Origin of the sequence: Pollutimonas bauzanensis, from assembly GCF_040393045.1 — a bacterium.
In the GTDB taxonomy this organism is placed as follows: domain Bacteria; phylum Pseudomonadota; class Gammaproteobacteria; order Burkholderiales; family Burkholderiaceae_B; genus Pollutimonas; species Pollutimonas bauzanensis_A.
The window spans coordinates 1-19,341 of sequence record NZ_JBEBUX010000052.1 but is presented as its reverse complement, the minus strand read 5'-3'; the positions used below and the strand labels follow the sequence as shown (position 1 = coordinate 19,341).

The following is a 19,341-nucleotide window of genomic DNA, read 5'->3' as shown; positions in this document are numbered from 1 at the left end:
GTTACGCGTGAATCGCAACGAATGGGGCCTGTCCAATCTGGATATAGCCGCGATACATGCCTTGGGTATTGAAAGGCATGACCAGGTTGCCTTGTGCATCTACAGCAATCATGCCGCCGGAGCCGCCGATTTTTGGCAGTTTTTCATAGACGACCTGGTCTGCGGCATCGGCCAGCGACTTGCCGCCATATTCCATTTGTGCCGAGACATCGTAAGCCGCAACCGTGCGAATAAAGGCTTCGCCCGTGCCAGTCGTGGACACGGCACAAGTGTGGTTGTTCGCATAGCAGCCTGCGCCGATCAATGGCGAATCGCCGACACGGCCGGGCTGTTTATTCGTCATACCGCCCGTTGACGTCGCCGCTGCAAGGTTGCCATGACTGTCCAGCGCCACGGCGCCGACCGTACCCAGCTTGCGGGTTTCATCCAACGGTGCAAAGCTCATGGCTTGCGCGTCGTGATCCAGCGCCATCTGCTTGCTGCCCGAGCGCTGCACCCGTTCCAGTTGCTCGCGCCTTTCCGGCGTCGAGAAAAAAGTCGGCGCAACGCACTCAAGACCTTGTTCACGCGCGAAGGCTTCAGCCCCCTCGCCAACGAAGAGCACGTGGGCGCTGTTATCCATGACGGCACGCGCCGCCAGCACCGGATTGCGCAGCACCGTTACGTTGGCAACGGCGCCGCTTTTCAGACTACTGCCGTCCATGATGGAAGCGTCCAGTTCATGCTTGCCCTCGCTGGTAAACACCGCGCCGTATCCTGCATTGAATAGGGGGCATTCTTCCAGCAGGCGCACCGCTTCGGTGACCGCATCCAGCGCCGAACCGTCGGCAGCCAGGATGGCCCCGGCGCTTTCCAGTATTTGCTGTAAGGCGGACTCATACTTGTGACGGATTTCCGGCGTTGTTTCGGCAAGCGAAATGGCGCCGGCCCCGCCATGAATAGCCAGGACAGGCTTAGTCATTCTTCTTTTCCCTATAGATCAACCACGGCATCACGGACTCAGTCAGTAAAGCCGCCGTGGTCAACGAGTCTTTGGATTGATGGGCGACAGCGGCCGAGAGGGCCTCGATCAAGCCCAGGACAGCCGTTTCCGAATTCGACAGCAATTGGCGCTGGCTGTGCGCGTACAAACAGATATCGGCCAGCGGCGCGAGCGGAGACGTGGGCTTGTCCGTCAGGCCCAACAAGGTGATGCCCGCCGACTTTGCTGCCTTGGCCAAGGTAATGGTATCGGCCAGGTAGCGAGGGTAGGCAATGGCAATGACCAGATCGCCCGCCCTCATCCGCGAGAGTTCACGCGCTGCATGCGACACGCCGCCTGGGCCTGCCAGGCACTCCACCATCGGACAGTGCAGGCTCAGGCCGCGCTGCAAAAGTCCGCCCAGAAAACCACTGGAACCAAAACCAATAATAAAAATGCGCTCGGCGTTCAGTACGGCTTGCACGGCTTTTTCACACTGCTCGGCGCTTAGCGATTTACGGGTCAGTTCGAAATTACGCTGGTCTTCATATAAAGAGGCGGCAAAAACATCGAAGCTGCTGGCTGACTTGCTGCGTTCCAGCCGCAAGCGCTCTACAGGCTCAAGCGCCTCTTCAAACCCTTGGGCCAATTGAGCACGAAACTGCGCGTACCCAGGCAAGCCCAGGGTGCGCGCAAAACGGTTAGCGGTGGCAATAGACACCTCGCATTCCAGAGCCAATTCGTCGATAGACATGGTGGCCGCCTTGAACGGGCGGGCCAGCACGTAATCGGCCATGCGCCGATGCGACGCACTAAGCGTAGGCATCGCTTGCGCGATGCGCTCAGCAATGGATATTGACGGCGATATATCGTTGGAGGAAGGTGATCTGGATTGGGCCATAGCGTCCTGTTCGATCAGGCTCCGCCTGGAACGACAGCGCCCGTCTATTACGGAAGGTAATTTACATCGGAAGCCAATCTATGAAAATAAGTTTTCATAAGGGATAACCCGCAGACGCAGAAAAAAACCCACTATTTCGTTCGATTTGGCGCGTTGCGCCCGCCTCCGAATGGCCGAAGCGCCGGCGAAGTCCAAAAAGGCGCGATGGCAATCAGCACCATCAACATGGCAAAAACGAAGCTGGCCTGGTAGCCGCCCGTCACGTCATGCAACACGCCCGAGATAAGGGAACCGACGGCGGCCCCCACTGACATGCATGCGTAAATGGTGCCGTAGATCGTGGCAAGGCCCGTTCCCGGGAAAAGCTTGGCGCACAGCGAAGACACAATCGGCCCGCGAGCGCCTTGTGCAATGCCGAACAAGGCAATGAACCCAAATAGAAACCAGCGGGACGGGTAAGTGGACATGGCCAACAGGCAAATCAGGCCCAGCATCGTGCAGATGAAACTGGCCGTAACGGTACGCCGATAGCCTATGCGATCGGCCAAGGTGCCCGACGCGGTAACACCAATGACCGACAGTATGCCTGCCAGGCCAAAGGCGCTGGCCGCCTCTAGCGGCGCAAAGCCGCTTTCGATAAGAAAGGCAATGGTCTGAACCAGGACGGTATACATTGCCACGCCGGTAAAACAAAAAACCTGTGCCAATGACCAGAATGCGCGGGTCTTGAGCGCCGCCCGCAAAGGGCCTGGCTGCGGCATGGCGCGAGCAGCGATGACTTCAGGCGCGACGGGGTTCTGGGTTTCTTCGCGGCGCCCCGCCCGTAAAACACGCCAGGGCATGAACAAGACAAAGGGCAGCAACACCAGCAAGCTGGCTCCCAGCATTTGATAGGTGTCGCGCCAACCGAATGACTCGCTTAGATACTGCGCCAACGGCACGATAAGCAGCGTACCGCAACCCAGCCCGGCATAGGCGATGCCAATCGCCGTTCCGGTATTGCCCCGGAACCAGCGGCTGATCAGGCTTGCCGCCGGCACCATCCCCAGCGCAGCAACACCCATGCCGCCTGCAACCCCGACAAAAAGATGAAACTGCCAGAGCTGGTTCAGATTGCCGGCCAGGACATACGCGCTGCCCAGGCACGCCAACCCGCATGAATAGACTACGCGCGGCCCCCAGCGATCGAAAAGCATGCCTACGAATGGCGCCGACAAACCCGTTGACAGCATGTACACCGAATACACGCTGGAAATGGCAGACCGATTCCAGCCGAATTCCGCGCTTAGCGGCAACAGGAATACGATATAGGTGTCGCCAACGCCGCGACCTGCGACATTGAACAGAAAGCCCAGCAACAGGGCCAGCCCCGCCAAAGAGGAATCCGAATATCTCCTGCCTGCCGTGGTCGCCCCTGTGGACATCGATTGCCCTAACTCGCCTGGGTAAGACGCTTCATGAAGGCCGAGCGGCGGCAGAGGCACACAACTTCATTGCGCTGGTTAATGCCTTTGTGCTCGAACTCGACAATCCCGGCGTCGTCGCGCGATTTGCTGACGCGCATCGAAATGACCGTGGTTTCGACCCTGACCGTATCCCCATGGAATACCGGATGCGGAAAATTCACATCAGACATGCCCAGATTGGCGATCGTCGTCCCCAAGGTGGTGTCGGTGACGGTAATCCCTATGACCAGTCCCAATGTGAACAGGCTGTTCACCAGGCGCTGGCCAAACTCGGTCTTGGATGCAAATTCGGCATCCAGGTGCAAGGGCTGAGGGTTCATCGTCAAGGCGGAGAACAAGGTGTTGTCCATCTCGGTGACGGTGCGGGTCAAGGCATGCGTAAAAACATGCCCGACTTCGAATTGGTCGTAGTAAAGACCTGCCATGTATGTCTCCTTTAATATGATTTAGGCAGGCCCAACACCTGCTCGGCGATATAGCACAAAACCAATTGCGGGCTGATCGGCGCAATGCGCGGAATCATGATCTCGCGCAGATAGCGCTCGACGTGGTATTCCTTGGCATAGCCAAAGCCGCCATGCGTCATGATCGCCTGCTGGCAAGCATTGAAACCAGCTTCACCAGCCAGGTATTTCGCCGCGTTGGCCTGCGCGCCGGCGGGTTCGCCGCGATCGTAGGCCGTTGCCGCACTGAACACCATCAGCTGGGCAGCCTCGAGCTCCATCCAGTTGACGGCCAAGGGGTGTTGTATGCCTTGGTTCTGGCCTATAGGACGCCCGAACACCACACGCTCCTTGGCATAATGGGTGGCACGCCGAAGCGCTGCACGCCCCAGCCCCACGGCTTCCGAGGCAATCAGGATGCGCTCGGCATTCATGCCATGCAGGATGTACTTGAAGCCCTTGCCTTCTTCACCGATCCGGTCTTCAACCGGCACTTTCAGGCCGTCGATGAATAGCTCATTGGAATCGACACACTTGCGGCCCATTTTTTCTATTTCATGGACTTTGACGAAGTCTCGATCAAGTGTGGTGTAGAACAGGCTGAGTCCATCGGTGTGCTTCTTGACCTGGTCCAGCGGAGTCGTGCGAGCCAGGATCAGCATTTTCTCGGCCACCTGGGCAGTCGATATCCAGACCTTGGTGCCGCTGAGCACGTAGTGGTCGCCCTGGCGTTCGGCCTTGACCTTCAACTGGGTGGTATTAAGCCCGGTATTGGGCTCTGTAACCGCGAAGCAGGCCTTTTCCTTGCCTTGCACCAAAGGCGGCAGCATGCGCTGTTTCTGCTCGTCGGTCCCGAATTGCACCACCGGGTTCAGACCGAAAATATTCATGTGCACCGCCGAAGCGCCGCTCAAGCCCGCACCCGACTCGCTGATCGTTTGCATCATGATGGCCGCTTCGGTAATGCCCAGCCCTGATCCGCCGTACTCTTCAGGAATACAAATCCCGAGCCAACCGTCTTGCGCCAGCGCTTGATGCAACTCGTAGGGGAACCCGCCCTTGCGATCCTTTTCGAGCCAATAATCATCGTCGAAGCGTTCGCAAATCTTGGCTATCGCAGCACGTATTGTTTCTTGCTCGGGGGTAAAAGAAAAATCCATTTAACAATCTTCCATGTGGTTTCTAAATCTATTGAGCTTTGAGTTCCGCGCGAAATGCCTTTAAAACTTCAGAGCCCGGCTTGCCGCGTCCGTCCAGCGTCTTGGCCCATTGCTCGTTCACGGCAGCCATGTTTTCATCGATGATTTTTCGATCGGCGGCATCGAAATGGACAAAGGTCACCCCTTTCTGACGAATCTTTTCGATATCGGCTACGGTGTCCTTGTCCGTCATGCTGCAGGCGCGCTGCGTAGTCTTTTCACCGGCTTCAAGCATGGCTTTTTGAATTTCGGGCGACAGCTTCTTCCAGCGTGACTCGCTCATGACATAGGTCAGCACTGCGCTGCCGAAATTTTCGCCCGTTGTGCCGTACTTGGTGATGCCTGCCAAGTCGTACGAGAGCAGGCTGGCATAGGGAAACAACATGCCATCCACTGTGCCTCGGGAAAGCGACTCGTACAGTTCAGGGGCAGCCATGCGCACAGGAACGCCACCGAACTTGCGTACGGTGGCATCCATGGCACCGCCAGCCGTGCGCAGTTTCAGACCCTCTATGCTTTTGACGCCTTCCAGCGGCTTCTTGCCGGTAAAGACCTGGTAAGGCGGAAGCACCAAGGTGAACATGAGGCGCACGCCATTGGGTTCAAATTCCTTTTTCGCCAGGATGCCATCGTTTCGCGCCATTTTCGAATAGGCCAGCGTAGCGGAACACGAATCACTAAAACTGCCCGGCAGTTCGGCCACGGCTGTCAGCGGCATCTTGTCCGAAGCATATGACGGCACGACATAGCCTACATCGGCCACGCCGGATTGCGTCAGCGCCAGCAAGTCCTTGGCCTTGCCCAATTGTTCGGCCGGGTAATAGTCGAACTTCACCGCGCCATTGGTGGCGCGCGTGACTTCTTCCATCCAGAACTTGGTGGCATATTCCGCAAAGAAGTGGCCTACAGGCAGGGAATCAGCGACTCGCAGTTTTTCGTCGGCCATGGCGGCTTGCGAACCCAGCATGCCATAGGCCGCCAGTATGGCTAAGCCAAGCGTAGATAGTCTTTTCATTTGAGTGCCTCCTTGTAGGCATTAAGGACTTCAGTACCGGCCTTGCCGCGCTTATCCAGGGCGGCGGCCCACTCAGTCCCGACTGAACTCATCAATTCCTTGACGGTTTTCTTGTCCTCGGGCGAAAGCGTGACCAAGGTATCGCCCGCCTTTTCTATCGTCTTGGCATCCGCCGCTTCGCCTTCCTGGGAAACCTTGCAGGCTTGCGCCGTGACCGCATCACCGGCCTCGTTCATGGCCTTTTGGATTTCAGGCGACAAGGCCTTCCAGCGTTTTTCGCTGATCGCGTAAGTGACGATAAAGCTGCCGAAGTTTTCGCCTACAGTCGAATACTTGACCAGGCCCTGCAAGTCGTAGGAAAGAATGCTGGAATAAGGGAACAACATGCCGTCTATCGTTCCACGGGACAAGGCCTCGCGCACTTCGGGCGTAGCCATTTGAATGGACACCGCTTTAAGCTTGCGCGCAGCGATATCCTTTGCGCCCCCGCTGGTGCGGATTTTCAAGCCTTCCAGGTCTTTAAGGCTGTCCAGTTTCCCTTTGCCAAGAAACACCTGGTAGGGCGGCAACACCAGCGTGAAAAGAATATGCACGCCCAACGGCTTGAATTCCTTTTCCGCGAGAATGCCGCCTTCTTTCGCCAGCTTCCAGTATGCGGCGGTGCCCGTGCAAGAGTCGGTGAAATTGCCCGGCAGTTCGGCCACTGCGGCCAGCGGCATCTTGTCGCTGATGAACGATGGCGCCACGTAGGCGATATCGGCCACCCCCGACTGGGTCAGCGACAGCATGTCCTTGGCCTTGCCCAACTGTTCGGCGGGATAGTATTCGAATTCGACCGCGTTATTCGTAAGGCGCTTGACCTCGTCCATGAAAGGCTGCGTCAAAGCCTTGGGAATGTAGTGACCAGTAGGAAAGGAATCGGCCACCCGCAGTTTGATGGGATCTGCCGCATGACTGACCTGCGCTACGCTCATCACTAATGCTGCCAATGCTCCGAGCTTCGCATACTTCTGTATTTCAGCTTTCATTGTTTTGTCTCCTCAAGGGATCGGATATAGCCCATGCTCTGTCATCGGCATGGTGGGGACTGCAAGCAACTACTGCCTCATTGTGGACGGCAGCCATAAAATAATTTCTGGAAATGCGACGAACAGCGCAATGATGACGATGTGTGCGATCACATGAGGCATGACACCCATGAAAATCTCGGATAATGGCCTGCCCGTATATCGCGCCACCACAAACGCATTCAGCCCGACCGGCGGCGTGACCATACCCACTTCAGCGGTCACGATAACGATGACGCCAAACCAGACCGGGTCGAATCCCAAAGCCAGAACCAGCGGCAACACCACAGGCACGGTCAAAATCAGAATGGCGACCTGATCCATCACGCAGCCAAGCAGGATATAGCCAAACAGAATCATGGCCATCACGACCCAGCGGGATACATCCATTTCCCCTACCCAGCGGACAATATCCTGAGTGCTTTGCGTGAGCGTAAAAAAGTAGCCGAAGATATGCGCGCCAAGGATGATCAGCACAATCATGCAACTGGTATGCGCCGCGCGAGTCAGTGCCGCGTTCGCTGTCTTGAGCGTAACGGTTCCCGCATGGCATGCCAGCAGAAAAGCGCCGAAGGCGCCGATGCCCGAGGCTTCGGTCGGCGTAGCAACGCCGGTATAAATTAGCCCGGTTACTGCCATGAACAAGAACAGCATCGCCCCGACCACGCGCAGCGACCTGATCTTTTCCATGAACGTGTATGAGCGTCCCCGCGGTGCGCGCGAAGGATCTTGCAGCACCAGCACATAAACCGTAGCCATGATGGTAAGCGTGACCAGGATGCCTGGTACGACGCCGCCCACAAGCAACTGGCCTATGCTGACGTCGGCAATAATGCCATACAGCACCAGTGCAATGCTGGGCGGTATCAGCATGGCCAGCGTGCCGGAAATAGCGACCACACCGCAAGCAAGTTTTGGTTCATAACCTTGCTTGAGCATGGCAGGTATGGTGGTAGCCGAAAGCGTCGCCGCCGATGCCGTGCTGGAACCGGAAATGGCGCCAAACCCGGCTCCGGCAAGTGCCGTAGCCATGCCTAGTCCGCCTGGCACCCGACCCACGCAAGTGGCGGCCGCCTTGAATAGATTGTCTGCCACCCCGCTTAAAATGACGAACTCGGCCATCAGCAAGAACATGGGGATGGAAATCAGTTCGTAAGAACTGGCTGCGGAAAACGGACTGGTCTCCAGCACCCCCAGCATCATGGGCATGCCGCCCATGCCATACAGACCTGCCGCACCTGCGGCTGCCATTGCAAGCCCCACTGGCGTCCCGATTGCCAGCAAGACAACCATCAAAATCAATACAGAAGTAATCAGCATCAGTGCCCCTCCCCTGAACCAGACAGTGGCGGCAATGGGATTACCGATTGATTCGTAGCAACCGAGATACCGTGGCCAACAACGCGAAACAGCATGCGCAACAGCATTACGCCAGAACCGATGGGCACGGCGATATTGGACAACCAGGTGGGCCAGGCGATGCTGCCGGCAACGACATCGTGCCCGGTATAGCTGACCCAGGTTCGCTGAATGGACATATATAAAATACCTGCAAAGACCAGGCTGGCGCAGATATAGCCGATCATTTCCACGGCATGGCGCGTACGCACCGACATCTTGTACTGCAACAAGTCGACAGATACATGGGCATTGGCGCTAAGCCCGTCGGACAGTGCAAAAAAGAACAGGCCAACCATCAGGTACAACGAGATCAGCTCGTAAGACCATGCCAGCGGCGAATTGAAAAAATAGCGAAGCACGACATCGACGACCACCAGGATCATGATCATAAACATCATCAATGCCGCAATGCCCATCAAGAACCGCTCACATAATGTCAGAACGCGGTTGGTTTTTTCCAAAAGGCTCACAAGGTCTCCTCCTCGTTGTTGGTACGTTTATATCAATGCAGGCCCCAGTCTTTTCGCCGAGTGCCCACATGCCATCCCCCCAATTTCTTAGTCGATATCCTGTATTGCGTTGCGTGCTTTCAAAAGGGCTTTCACGTGGGCCTGAAGCGCCGGCTTCATCCGGTACACCGGGCCCGCAATGGAAATACCGTAAAGCTCGCCACCTAGCGACACCGTGACGGCCAGGCCGATCAGGTCGGCCACGCTTTCGCTGATATTGCAGTACCAGCCGCGTTCGCGCGAAAGGTCCAGGTCTGCTTGCAAAGCCTTGCGTGTTGTCAGCGTTGCCGGGGTAAGCCGGGTCAGCTTGACGCCGGCCAAGGTCTTGTCCAATTCACTTTTTTCCATCGCACCCAGGAATGCCTTGCCCGCCGAGCTGGTGTGCAGCATCTTGAATTCACCGACCTGCGTGTTGTAGCGAATGCTGCTTGATGAATCGTAGACATCAAGATAGACAATGTGATCGCCCTGGCGCTTGCTGAGTACGATGGTTTCACCCGTGGTGTCGCGCAAGGCAGATAGCGCGGGCTCGACGCGTTCGAGCACGGGATCGTTTAACGCAATCTGGTTGGCCACATCGAGAATGCGCTTGGTTGGATAGATGCCCTTGCGCGATGCGAGCATATAGACATACCCACGGTTTTCCAGCGTGCGAACCAGCGCAAAGCAGCTGGACACGGGTATTTTCAGCACATTGGCCAGTTCAGACAGGTTCAGCGGCTTCTTCGTCGTAGCGAAAGCCTCGAACAAATCCAGGGTGCGAGCGGCAGTTTTAACATTCATAGGTTGCAAAATCTTTTCGTATACATGAATATATTTTGCACTAAGTGAAAATATTGTCAATGTAAATTGATAAAAGAAAACGACTCGCGTTCGAGCTGCTCACGATGATCGGGGTGCGCAATTGCGATCATGCGCCGTACTCTTTCCTTCAATGGCTGGCCTCGCAACTGCGCCGCGCCCCATTCCGTCACGAACACATCCGCGTCGCTGCGCGCTGTGGTCGTAGTGCCTTCGTTTAGCTTCAAGACAATACGGCTGACCGTGTCGTTGAGTGCCGTCGAAGGCAGTGCAATGATCGATCGCCCGTTCTTCGCCACGAGTGCGCCACGAATGAAATCGCTCTGTCCACCCAAGGCACCCACATAGGCGCCATTAAGCACCTCGGCATTGATTTGCCCGGTCAGGTCGACTTCTATGGCGGAATTGATAGCAGTGAACCCATCCAGCCTGACCAGCGTAGATAAGGCATGCGTGTAGCTGAACGGTTGCAGGTTCAGGGCCGCATTGCGTTCAGCAAAGCGATAGACTCGCTGTGTACCCAGCAGCACACCCGCCGTCGTCAACCCCCTATCTATCGACTTGTGCGCATTGGTCACTGCGCCTGATTCGATCAGGTCAACGACACTGTCGCCGACCATGCCCGAATGAATGCCCAAATTGCGCCGGCTGGTCAGCGATGCAAGAATCGCATCGGGAATCGCACCAATGCCCATTTCCAGGACCGCAGCGTCATCGATAAATGCGGCGGCATGCCCGGCGATACGACGCTCGACGTCGCCCACCCTGCCGGCGGGCATATCGAGCAAGGGCCGCGAACTATGCACTACCGCATCGATACGAATACCATCCAGACCGCTGGAGCCATAGGTCCACGGCATCTGGTCATTGATTTCAGCAATGACCACGCGGGCGCGGCGGGCGGCATCAATCAGGTAATCGTTGGCCACACCCAGGCTTGGCTTGCCGTCAGGGCCCGGCGGGCTTAAGTGCAGGAACACGACATCGCAGGCAATGGTTCCGCTTGCAAGCAGCGCTGGCACTTGCGAACAATGGCAAGGAATCACATCCAGCGCGCCCGCCTGAAGCAAACGCCGGTTTTGCCCCAAGCCACAGTAGCTCAGGAACGAAAGATGATCGACATGCTCGGGCTGCAACGTCGATGAATTGGTCAAGCCCAGGAATACCGTGCAATGGCCCAGCGCTGCACGTTGCTGCACCAGCGCCTGCGTCAAGGTAAGCGGCTCGGCCGTCCCTTGATTCCACCATATCGTGTCGCCAGACTTGATGTACTGGCTTAGATCGATAGCCGCCCTGGTCATCATGGCTGGGAAATGACGGCAGCGCCGCGCGTCACCCCTTGGTCAATTAAAGCCATGATTTCTTCTTGGCTGTAGCCCGCTTCACGCAGGATTTCTTCACTGTGTTCGCCAAGCAAAGGCGCAGAGCGGCCCGGTTCGGGCTGGGATTCGGACCAAGTTGTGGGCACACCTACGCGGCGCACGCGCCCTTCTGTCGGGTGATCTTCCCACTGGAACAAATCAACCGCCTGCAGATGCGGGTCGTCAAAAATCGAATCCAGGGTATGTAGCGGCATGCATGGAATGTCGGCCTGTTCAAGCAAGTGCAGCCACTCCTGGGTGGTACGTTCGGTAAAGATACGGGCAACCATCTGCTGCAGTTCATCGATGTGGCGATTACGGGCGTCCAGGTTCGAAAAGCGCGGATCGGTTTCGATTGCACCGCCGCGGCCGATGGCTTTGTAGAACGCGGCCCACTGCTTGTCGTTATAGATGACGGCGCATACGAAGCCGTCACTGGTTTTGTAAGGACGGCGCTCCGAAGCCAGAAGCCGCGCATAGCCTGTGGGCCCTAAAGGCGGATCGAACGTGGCGCCGCAAATGTGATCGCTAAGCAGATGGCTGACCATGGTTTCAAACATGGGAATGTCGATACGCTGGCCACGGCCCGTTTTTTCGCGCAGATACAGGGCAGAACACAATGATGAAACGGCATACAGGCCCACGGTCCGATCGACAATATTCGACGGCACATAGCGCGGCACGTCGGAACCCGCCTGCTTGATCAACGAAGGCAAGCCAATCGCGCCCTGGATCAAATCATCAAAAGCCGGCTTGGCCGCATAGGGCCCATCTTGTCCGAATCCAAAGGTGCCGACATACAGAATGCGCGGGTTGGCTTCGGATACCGCTTCATAACCCAAGCCCAGGCGCTCCATCGCCTGCGGCCTGATGTTGTACAGAAAAACGTCGGCGTCAGCGATAAGGCGTAGCAGCGCTGCGCGCCCTTCTGGTTTTTTGACATCCAGGACGATGGCACGCTTGCTGCGATTGATATGCAGAAATAGCGCGCCCATGTGTTCGTGCTGCATAGGACCCAGGTTGCGCACCAGATCACCCTGCGGCGACTCCACCTTGATGACATCGGCCCCCATATCGCCCAGCATCTGCGAGGCATAAGGCCCCATCAGTACGGTAGTCATGTCGATGACCCGAACACCCGCCAATGGACCGCTCATTCTTCCTGCTCTCCTTTTCATGCGCGGCCCAAACCGTAGGCGGAGCAGCGACATGTTGTCTGTGCATGAATCTTTTCTATTTCACATCTGTGTATTATTTTTTTCAGCTGTGTAAAGAATAACAAGCGAATTCAAGCAGGGCAAGGCTTATTTCTTTTCCTCGGCCTCTTGGCGTATGGCAGCGCCGTCCTGATCCAGGTTAGGTGGAAGCCGTCGAATGCTGCCCGGTGTGCGCGAGAAGCGCACCGGGATACCCGGCATGGTGACTGGGCCTTCCGTAGGATGCTCGTGTGTTTCAAAGAAGCCGGTAGCTTGCAGATGCGGGTCTTCCAGCAGGTCTTCCAGGCTGGCTACCGGCGCCATTGGAATATCGGCCGAGGCCAGCAGTTGCATCCATTCCTGAGTGCTGCGCTGTGCGACGATAGCGGCCAATAACTCATACATTTCACCGATATGATGAGCGCGCTGCGCTGGATCCATGAAGCGCTCTTGTTCTGCGTGCTCGGGGTGGCCGGATAGTTCAAAAAAGCGCCGCCACTGCCCGGTGGTATAGGGCAGCAAGCCAATGTAGCCATCCAGGGTGCGATAGGGTTTGCGCGACTCGGACAGCACGCGCTCATACCCCATGGGAATGCCTGAACCGGAAAAAGTCGCCCCTGCCATATGTTCGATCAGGTTGAACGACACCATGGTTTCAAACATGGGAACCTCGATAGCCTGCCCCATGCCGGACTTTTCGCGTTCATACAAGGCCATCGTCATGGCATAGACCGCTGTCAGCCCTGTGGTCTTGTCGGCGATCACAGCGTTGACATACGCGGGCTCCCGTCCTGCGCCCCGCCCCTGTATGCCTGCCACACCGCTCATCGCCTGGATAATGTCGTCGAAGGCCGGCTTGCCCGCATAAGGGCCGGCCTCAGAGAAGCCGTAGACGCCGCAGTAGATGAGGCGCGGGTTGTCGCGCTGTAAATCCTCGTACGACAGTCCCAGGCGGCGCATTGACTGCGCACGTATATTTGAAACCAGGATGTCGGCGTCGCGCAGCAATGTCTTCAATACAGCCAGGTCGGCCGGCAGTTTCAAGTCTAAAACAATGCTGCGCTTGTTGCGGTTCAACTGCAGGTAGGCCGCGCTCATGCCAGGATGCACACTAGGGGCCGCATGACGAAACATATCGCCCTGGGCTGTTTCGACCTTGATAACATCCGCCCCCATGTCGCCCAGTATCTGGGTGGCATAAGGCCCCATGCCCACCGACGTCAAGTCGATGATTTTCACTCCTGACAAAGGCCCGGGCATGTGCGGACTCAGGCGCGTTTGGACTGGGCAATTGCACCCAGGATTTTCCTGGCTAGTCGCAGATGCGGCATATCCAGCATTTTTCCGTCCAGCGTCGCCACGCCGACCTGGGTGTTCTGCTCGAACGCGGCAACCACACGCTGCGCCCATTCCTGCGCCTGGGCATCAGGCGTCATGCCCTGGTTGATGACCGGTATTTGCCCGGGATGAATTGCCGCTTTTGCCGAAAAACCGTCGCGATAGGCCAGGCGCGTTTCCCGCATCAAGGCATCCGGATTATTGATTTCAGTGGGCACCGTATCGATGGCCGGCACGCCTGCAGCACTTGCGGCGAACAGGCACAAGGATCGAACGAGGGCAAAAGGCGGTGTCCACGCCTCGGAATTGCTTTCTTCCTTGTTGGTCAACGCACCAATGTCGCCCGCCAAGTCCTCGGCCCCCCACATCATGCCCACCAGGCGCGAACTTGCACCCCGGTATTCATTCAGCCCCATCAGCGAGTCGGCCGTTTCAGTCACGATTGCGACGATGGACGTCGGCGGTGTCCCGGCGGGTGCCGGATGCAAATGCTCGAAGACATCCAGATATGACGAAAGCAGTGCCAGATCGCGCGCGCCGCGGCACTTGGGCAAAGCTACCCCTGCTGGCCGATAAGGCATGACCGCCGCCAGATCCGCCAGCGTCATGCCCGTGTCCAGCGCATTGACCCGCACGAACAGTTCAGGCGTGGCGTCCCCCGACTTGCGAACCTGCGCCAGGAAATCGGCCAGAATACTGCGGCCATCGTCTTTTCTGGACAACGAGACCGCGTCTTCCAGGTCAAAAATAAGTGCGTCGGCACCAGTGCCTAACGACTTTTCGAGTTTGCGGGGGCTATCGGCCGGAACGAAGAGAAATGAGCGCACCATATTTCCTATGTGTGTATTTTTTTTCACCATTCAGCAAAGAATATCAAGGTGTGCCGTAATGGGCAAGAGCTTTTGGCGCAGCTCGGTCTTCAGCACCTTTCCATAACTGTTCTTGGGCAGCTCGGTACAAAACTCGTACCGCTTAGGTTTCTTGAACGAGGCAATTTCCGATTTGCACCACTCATCCAACGCAGCCTGATCGATGCTGCAGCCTGGCTGCGCAACGATGAACGCCACCACTTCCTCGCCCCAATCGGCATGGGGCGCGCCCACGACGGCGGCCTCGAAAACATCGGGGTGGCGCGCAAGCACTTCCTCGACTTCACGCGGATATATGTTGCTGCCGCCAGAAATGATCACGTCCTTGGATCTGTCGGTCAGCGTCAGAAAGCCATCGGCGCTCAAGTAGCCGATATCCCCGGTCTTGAGCCAGCCATCAACCAGCGACTGCGCCGTCGCATCGTCGTTGCGCCAATAACCCCGCATCACGGTGCTTCCGCGCACAATGACTTCCCCGCATTCGCCAGCGGGCACATCAGCCATGTCTTCAGCCACCACACGTACTTCGACACAAGAATGCGCCGTTCCCACCGATGCCAGGCGCGCTTGCCACTTCGGGTGGCTGCGCTCGGCGATCAGGTCGCGCCGCATCGCGGTAATGGTCATGGGGCTTTCACCCTGACCATAGATCTGGGCAAACCGGGGGCCCAGCGTATCGAGCGCATCGACCATGTCAGCGGCGTACATCGGCCCGCCACCGCAAACAATGGTCTTTATCCCTTCGCCACTGGCGTTCGCCCGTTTGGCGGCCTGCACCAGGCGTTTAACCATAGTCGGAGCCGCGAAAAAGGACACATTGCCCAGGCGTTTGCCCAGCCCCAGGATTTCATCGCTATCAAAACCGCCGGACTGCGGAACCACGTGCTTTGCGCCGACGCGCACATGAACAAAGTTATACAAGCCCGCGCCATGCGACATCGGCGCCGCATATAGCATCGCGTCATCCGCTGAGACATCATCGACATCGATGGCATAGCAAAGCGACATGGCAACCAGGTTTTCATGCGTCAGCATGACGCCCTTCGGCCGGCCCGTGGTGCCCGACGTGTAAAACAGCCACGCCAAGGCATCTGAAGCCAGGGACAAAGGCGCGTCGAGCTCGATGTCACCCGTTGCCGCTGTGTTGAATATGCCGGCATCCACGCCTACCTCGCGGCACGCGGCAGGCAAATCGGCAGCGGCATGCAACATGCCGTCATCGGAAAACAGCAGCGACGCTTGCGCGTTATCGAGGATCCACGCTGCCTCTTTCGCGTGCAGCTTGTAATTGATGGGCACGGCGACGGCGCCCATCCACCATATGGCGTAGAGCAGACTTAAATATTCGACCCGGTTCTTCATGTACAGCGCGACACGGTCGCCGGGCTGCAGCGCGTAGTCCTGCCGCAGGCGCTGCGCGATAGTGCAGGCCTCGCGAGCGAACTTCCGGTAATCGGCATATAGCGTTTCACCGCGATAAAGTGCGGGTGAGTCCGGGCACAGCAGCGCCCTGGAATGCAACCAGTTTGCGATATTCATGGCTTGCCTTATGCCTTGCGGGCTTCGAGGATGGAGGCGTAATTGGCCACGCCAGTGCCGCCCATGTTGAATACCAGGCCCAGTTGCGGGCCGTTAAGCTGCATATCGCCCGCGCTTGCCGTGAGTTGCCGGAACGAAATGGCGTGCATGGAAACGCCCGTCGCCCCCACAGGATGCCCTTTGGCTTTCAGCCCACCCGATACATTGACCGGCAGCGCACCATCGCGTAGCACCGTACCGTCATCCAGGGCCTGATGACCCGCCCCTTTCGGCGCCAGCCCCATGGCTTCGTATACAAGCAGCTCCGCAATGGTGAAGCAATCGTGCACCTCTGCGAAATCAAGATCGCCAACCTTGATACCGGCGCGGGAAAAGGCCTGCGCCATAGCGCGCTCGGGGCCTTCGAACGCCAGGAAATCACGCCCCGACATGGGCAGAAAATCGCTAACGTGCGACGTGGCGCGAAATACGACTTCCCGTGGAAAGGCTTTGGCCCGCTCGGCGCTGACCAGAACGATAGCCGCGGCTCCGTCGGTAATCAGCGAACAGTCGGACAAGCGCAACGGCGGCGCGATAAGGGGATTTTTTTCAGAAACCTCGTTGCATGCGTCGAAGTCCATACGGCGATGCATATGCGCCAGTGGATTCCTCAGGGCATTGTCATGATTCTTGACCGCTATCCTGGCCATGGCGGCCATCGGATCCTGGTATCGCTGCGTATACGCTTGCGCCGCGACCGCAAAGACCTGCGGGAAACTAAGCCTGGATTCTTCAGGATCGTTTTGATACCCGGCGCCCGCCAGGGCGCGTGTCACATCCTTTGTGGAATTAGACGTCATTTTTTCGGCACCGACGACCAAGACCACTTCGGCCTGCCCCGCCTGAATGGCGGCAATGCCGGCGTAAATAGCGGCAGACCCCGATGCACACGCGTTTTCGCAGCGAACTGCAGGCTTGAAACGCAAGCTGGGGGAAACCTGGGCAACCAGGGACGACGCAAACGCATCTGGCACGAGGCCGGCATTGAAGTGCCCCAGAAACACGGCATCAATATCGCCCGGATCAATCTGCGCTTCAGTGATTGCCTCGCGGGCTGCCGCGACGATCAGGTCTTCAAGAGTTTGGGTGTCCAGACGGCCAAATTTGGTATGGCCGCTGCCGACAATAGAAACTGTTCCTTGCATACAACGTCTCCAGTTTATTTTCTTATGGGAGTCAATAATGTACGCCAATAATGCCTCCGTTAAACACAGGCTAACAGCTTCTTTCACAAATGCAGATTGTGAGCCATTCCTGCATCACACATACTTTCACCAGTGAAAAAACAGCCTTATAAAATCAACGGAGATAGAACTCATGCGCTTTTCCCACCTTCCCCGCCTGCTACCCACGCTGGCGATCATGGGCGGCCTATTGGCCGCGCCGATTTCAGCAGTACAAGCCAATAGCAAGTACCCCGAAAAGCCAATCAGCCTGGTCGTCGCGTTTCCGGCCGGAACCACCACCGATGCGGTGGGCCGAATCTTTGCGACCGAACTCAGCGATATGCTGGGCCAACCGGTAATTGTGGAAAACAAGCCTGGCGGCAATGCGACCATTGCCGCCAAGTACGTCGCCAGGGCAAAGCCCGATGGCTACACCTTGTTCGTTACCAGCAATACCTCGCACTCGGCCGCGCCTTGGCTAATGAAAAACGTTGGCTATGACCCCATCAAGGATTTCACCCCTATTGCGCGTGGCGGCAATCTTCCCTTTGTCCTGCTTGTAAATCCAGGCGTTGCAGCCAAAACCGTGCAGGAGCTTGTTGCGCTTGCCAAGGAAAAACCAGGCAGCCTCACCTACGCCAGCGGAAACAGCACAGGCATATTGGCTGGCGCAACGCTGGGTAACCGCGCTGATATCGATATTTTGCACGTGCCCTACCGCGGTTCCCCACAAGCATTGACGGACTTGATCGGCGGGCGTGTCGACCTGTTATTTAACGACCTGACCTCCAGCTTGCCGTTCATCGAGTCAGGTCAAGTACGGGCGCTGGCGGTTTCAACGGCGGATCGCAGCGCCATTGCGCCCGAACTGCCATCGATGCAAGAGTCAGGAGTGAAGGACTTCAACCTGGTGTCCTGGAACGGTTACTTCGGCCCCGCCGGTATGTCGCCGGAAGTGGTCGAGCGTCTGAATACCGCCATCAATGAGATTGTCAAAAAACCAGAAGTGCGCGATCGCCTGGCTAAACTGGGCTTCGATGCCTTCAGTTCGACGCCTGCTGAATTTGAAGAGTTCGTAGGCGGTGAACTTGTGGCCTGGGGCAAGCTGATTAAAGAAGCGGGTATAGAGCCGCAATAGTCGCTCGAGTAATCCACCAAGGCGCCTGGCCATCAAGAACCAGGCGCCGCCCTGTTCAACCCAATTGCGCTGACCAGGCTGCCAAGGCTGAACACACCGCCACCGGTTGCTCTGGCAACAAGGCGTGGCCCGCATTGGGCACAACCACAGCTGTCACCCTGTCACCGAGTTCTGCCCTGAGTATGTGAGCGTATTTGCGCGGTGCAACGGTATCGTCTTCTGCCTGAATATCAAGTATGGGAGCGGTGCCGCCGGCAAAATACAAGTCGGCCGGCGTCAGTGTTTGCGCCGCGATCTGCATGGCCTTTGCTTTGGTATGCCAGCCCGTCAGCCAAACTGACGGATCATTGCCCGGTGCGAAAAAGGCGCGCTGCAAGTGAACCAGACGCTCTTCGTCGGAGCAATCCAGATCACCGCTTTTCCGTATGGATTCCCATATTTCCGGATCAAAAGGCGACGCTTTACCCGGTATCTTGCCTACCGAGCCAGCAATCAACGCAATACCTCGGACCAATTCAGGCCTTAACGTCGCCAGCATGCGCGTCACGAAATTGCCAAATGCGTGGCCTGCCACAATAACCGGAGACAGCTGTTCCGCCTCGATGACGGACGCCACGTCGGCTGCGAGGTCTTGAATCGTTACCCCTTCCATCGGCCCCACGCTTGCGCCTATGCCGCGTGGCTGCGGCCGAAAAACACGAAATCCTTTTGCGCTGAGCAGTTCGCTTAGCTCGGCAAAGTCGCCGGCGCTACGCCCCAAAGAAGGCAGCAAGAAGATGGCCGGACCGCTGCCTTGCGAAAAATATTCGATCCGCGTGGCGCCGTTGCTGGAAAAACCAGAGTGCACGCCCGCGTCAAGGCTAGAAGAATCCACCGACATATCAAGCTTGCCCACTACCCAGCAATTGCCGTTTTGCGGCCTGATACTCTTC

Annotated in this window: 18 protein-coding genes; 1 reads left to right on the top strand and 17 read right to left on the bottom strand. The window is 57.3% G+C overall.

Annotation, left to right across the window (positions count from 1 at the left end; all coding sequences use genetic code 11):
* Window position 1: 1 nt before the first annotated feature.
* The 16 genes from ABWO67_RS10130 to ABWO67_RS10055 form a co-directional block, all read right to left on the bottom strand.
* A complete protein-coding gene (locus tag ABWO67_RS10130) occupies window positions 2-961 on the bottom strand; it encodes an isoaspartyl peptidase/L-asparaginase family protein (RefSeq protein ID WP_353151206.1) in 960 nt (319 codons plus the stop codon).
* Window positions 954-1,862, bottom strand: coding sequence for a MurR/RpiR family transcriptional regulator (locus ABWO67_RS10125; RefSeq protein WP_353151204.1), 909 nt, complete (start codon window positions 1,860-1,862; stop codon window positions 954-956). The genes ABWO67_RS10130 and ABWO67_RS10125 overlap by 8 nt, the downstream gene beginning before the upstream one ends.
* Window positions 1,863-1,993: 131 nt before the next feature.
* A complete protein-coding gene (locus tag ABWO67_RS10120) occupies window positions 1,994-3,286 on the bottom strand; it encodes an MFS transporter (protein ID WP_353151201.1) in 1,293 nt (430 codons plus the stop codon).
* A gap of 8 nt (window positions 3,287-3,294) precedes the next feature.
* On the bottom strand, window positions 3,295-3,753 hold the full coding sequence (locus ABWO67_RS10115; protein WP_353151198.1) for a MaoC family dehydratase: 459 nt from the start codon (window positions 3,751-3,753) through the stop codon (window positions 3,295-3,297).
* Between the two features lie 11 nt (window positions 3,754-3,764).
* Entirely contained in the window at window positions 3,765-4,931 is a 1,167-nt protein-coding gene (locus ABWO67_RS10110; protein ID WP_353151195.1) for an acyl-CoA dehydrogenase family protein, read from the bottom strand.
* Window positions 4,932-4,959: 28 nt separating this feature from the next.
* Entirely contained in the window at window positions 4,960-5,985 is a 1,026-nt protein-coding gene (locus tag ABWO67_RS10105; protein WP_353151192.1) for a TRAP transporter substrate-binding protein, read from the bottom strand.
* The gene (locus ABWO67_RS10100; protein WP_353151189.1) at window positions 5,982-7,013 is read right to left on the bottom strand and encodes a TRAP transporter substrate-binding protein; all 1,032 of its coding nucleotides are present in this window, start codon (window positions 7,011-7,013) and stop codon (window positions 5,982-5,984) included. The genes ABWO67_RS10105 and ABWO67_RS10100 overlap by 4 nt, the downstream gene beginning before the upstream one ends.
* A gap of 69 nt (window positions 7,014-7,082) precedes the next feature.
* On the bottom strand, window positions 7,083-8,372 hold the full coding sequence (locus ABWO67_RS10095; protein WP_353151186.1) for a TRAP transporter large permease: 1,290 nt from the start codon (window positions 8,370-8,372) through the stop codon (window positions 7,083-7,085).
* Entirely contained in the window at window positions 8,372-8,923 is a 552-nt protein-coding gene (locus ABWO67_RS10090) for a TRAP transporter small permease (RefSeq protein WP_353151183.1), read from the bottom strand. Before ABWO67_RS10090 ends, ABWO67_RS10095 begins: the two co-directional genes overlap by 1 nt.
* 87 nt (window positions 8,924-9,010) lie before the next feature.
* A complete protein-coding gene (locus tag ABWO67_RS10085; protein ID WP_353151181.1) occupies window positions 9,011-9,745 on the bottom strand; it encodes an IclR family transcriptional regulator in 735 nt (244 codons plus the stop codon).
* 56 nt (window positions 9,746-9,801) lie between these two features.
* Window positions 9,802-11,067 carry an acetyl-CoA hydrolase/transferase family protein gene (locus ABWO67_RS10080; protein ID WP_353151178.1) on the bottom strand — a complete coding sequence of 422 codons (1,266 nt, stop codon included), beginning with the start codon at window positions 11,065-11,067 and terminating at the stop codon, window positions 9,802-9,804.
* Window positions 11,064-12,281, bottom strand: a complete 1,218-nt coding sequence (locus tag ABWO67_RS10075) for a CaiB/BaiF CoA transferase family protein (protein WP_353151176.1) — start codon at window positions 12,279-12,281, stop codon at window positions 11,064-11,066. Before ABWO67_RS10075 ends, ABWO67_RS10080 begins: the two co-directional genes overlap by 4 nt.
* A 147-nt stretch (window positions 12,282-12,428) precedes the next feature.
* Window positions 12,429-13,580, bottom strand: a complete 1,152-nt coding sequence (locus tag ABWO67_RS10070) for a CaiB/BaiF CoA transferase family protein (protein WP_353151173.1) — start codon at window positions 13,578-13,580, stop codon at window positions 12,429-12,431.
* Between the two features lie 8 nt (window positions 13,581-13,588).
* The gene (locus ABWO67_RS10065) at window positions 13,589-14,488 is read right to left on the bottom strand and encodes an HpcH/HpaI aldolase/citrate lyase family protein (protein ID WP_353151170.1); all 900 of its coding nucleotides are present in this window, start codon (window positions 14,486-14,488) and stop codon (window positions 13,589-13,591) included.
* A 30-nt stretch (window positions 14,489-14,518) separates the two neighbouring features.
* Complete coding sequence (locus ABWO67_RS10060; protein WP_353151167.1) at window positions 14,519-16,066, bottom strand: class I adenylate-forming enzyme family protein; 1,548 nt, start codon at window positions 16,064-16,066, stop codon at window positions 14,519-14,521.
* Between the two features lie 8 nt (window positions 16,067-16,074).
* Entirely contained in the window at window positions 16,075-17,250 is a 1,176-nt protein-coding gene (locus tag ABWO67_RS10055) for an acetyl-CoA acetyltransferase (protein WP_353151164.1), read from the bottom strand.
* Between the two features lie 172 nt (window positions 17,251-17,422).
* On the opposite strand from ABWO67_RS10055, the gene ABWO67_RS10050 reads away from it, so the two are divergent.
* A complete protein-coding gene (locus tag ABWO67_RS10050) occupies window positions 17,423-18,409 on the top strand; it encodes a Bug family tripartite tricarboxylate transporter substrate binding protein (protein WP_502929995.1) in 987 nt (328 codons plus the stop codon).
* 55 nt (window positions 18,410-18,464) lie between these two features.
* On the opposite strand, the gene ABWO67_RS10045 is transcribed toward ABWO67_RS10050, so the two are convergent.
* Window positions 18,465-19,341: alpha/beta fold hydrolase (locus ABWO67_RS10045; RefSeq protein ID WP_353151161.1), on the bottom strand; the 877-nt coding region annotated here is incomplete at its 5' end.

What these genes read in the sequence shown, in the direction of transcription:
- ABWO67_RS10105 (WP_353151192.1), bottom strand. Translation starts at nt 5,985, where the DNA reads ATGAAAAGACTATCTACGCTTGGCTTAGCCATACTGGCGGCCTATGGC.
- ABWO67_RS10055 (WP_353151164.1), bottom strand. Translation starts at nt 17,250, where the DNA reads ATGCAAGGAACAGTTTCTATTGTCGGCAGCGGCCATACCAAATTTGGC.
- ABWO67_RS10110 (WP_353151195.1), bottom strand. Translation starts at nt 4,931, where the DNA reads ATGGATTTTTCTTTTACCCCCGAGCAAGAAACAATACGTGCTGCGATA.
- ABWO67_RS10050 (WP_502929995.1), top strand. Translation starts at nt 17,423, where the DNA reads ATGCGCTTTTCCCACCTTCCCCGCCTGCTACCCACGCTGGCGATCATG.
- ABWO67_RS10130 (WP_353151206.1), bottom strand. Translation starts at nt 961, where the DNA reads ATGACTAAGCCTGTCCTGGCTATTCATGGCGGGGCCGGCGCCATTTCG.
- ABWO67_RS10070 (WP_353151173.1), bottom strand. Translation starts at nt 13,580, where the DNA reads ATGCCCGGGCCTTTGTCAGGAGTGAAAATCATCGACTTGACGTCGGTG.
- ABWO67_RS10065 (WP_353151170.1), bottom strand. Translation starts at nt 14,488, where the DNA reads ATGGTGCGCTCATTTCTCTTCGTTCCGGCCGATAGCCCCCGCAAACTC.
- ABWO67_RS10100 (WP_353151189.1), bottom strand. Translation starts at nt 7,013, where the DNA reads ATGAAAGCTGAAATACAGAAGTATGCGAAGCTCGGAGCATTGGCAGCA.
- ABWO67_RS10075 (WP_353151176.1), bottom strand. Translation starts at nt 12,281, where the DNA reads ATGAGCGGTCCATTGGCGGGTGTTCGGGTCATCGACATGACTACCGTA.
- ABWO67_RS10120 (WP_353151201.1), bottom strand. Translation starts at nt 3,286, where the DNA reads ATGTCCACAGGGGCGACCACGGCAGGCAGGAGATATTCGGATTCCTCT.
- ABWO67_RS10085 (WP_353151181.1), bottom strand. Translation starts at nt 9,745, where the DNA reads ATGAATGTTAAAACTGCCGCTCGCACCCTGGATTTGTTCGAGGCTTTC.
- ABWO67_RS10095 (WP_353151186.1), bottom strand. Translation starts at nt 8,372, where the DNA reads ATGCTGATTACTTCTGTATTGATTTTGATGGTTGTCTTGCTGGCAATC.
- ABWO67_RS10125 (WP_353151204.1), bottom strand. Translation starts at nt 1,862, where the DNA reads ATGGCCCAATCCAGATCACCTTCCTCCAACGATATATCGCCGTCAATA.
- ABWO67_RS10060 (WP_353151167.1), bottom strand. Translation starts at nt 16,066, where the DNA reads ATGAATATCGCAAACTGGTTGCATTCCAGGGCGCTGCTGTGCCCGGAC.
- ABWO67_RS10080 (WP_353151178.1), bottom strand. Translation starts at nt 11,067, where the DNA reads ATGATGACCAGGGCGGCTATCGATCTAAGCCAGTACATCAAGTCTGGC.
- ABWO67_RS10115 (WP_353151198.1), bottom strand. Translation starts at nt 3,753, where the DNA reads ATGGCAGGTCTTTACTACGACCAATTCGAAGTCGGGCATGTTTTTACG.